The 244-nt window shown below is 57.8% G+C and carries 1 protein-coding gene; it reads left to right on the forward strand.

The window, feature by feature from the left end:
- The first annotated feature begins 8 nt into the window (after nt 1–8).
- Entirely contained in the window at nt 9–128 is a 120-nt protein-coding gene (locus ACSNOK_RS35800; protein ID WP_436784831.1) for a hypothetical protein, read from the forward strand.
- Nucleotides 129–244 lie beyond the last annotated feature (116 nt).

Raw genomic sequence — 244 nt, forward strand, 5'->3', positions numbered from 1 at the left:
TTCCTGGACTGTACGCTTGCGGCAACGACATCAATTCGATCATGTCGGGGTCCTATCCCGGACCTGGCATCACCTTGGGGCCGGCACTCACCTTTGGTTATGTGATTGGTCAAACGGCGGCAGTATGACAATGCATTCGCCAGACGGGGTATGATGACCGAGGCTCATTGTCCGTTGCGACAACCCCATCCATGCTTCACTCGGAGCCTGTGGTGTGTCCTCCGGGAACGCCGCAGGCCAACTG

The organism is Streptomyces sp. URMC 126, assembly GCF_051386555.1.
In the GTDB taxonomy this organism is placed as follows: Bacteria; Actinomycetota; Actinomycetes; order Streptomycetales; family Streptomycetaceae; genus Streptomyces.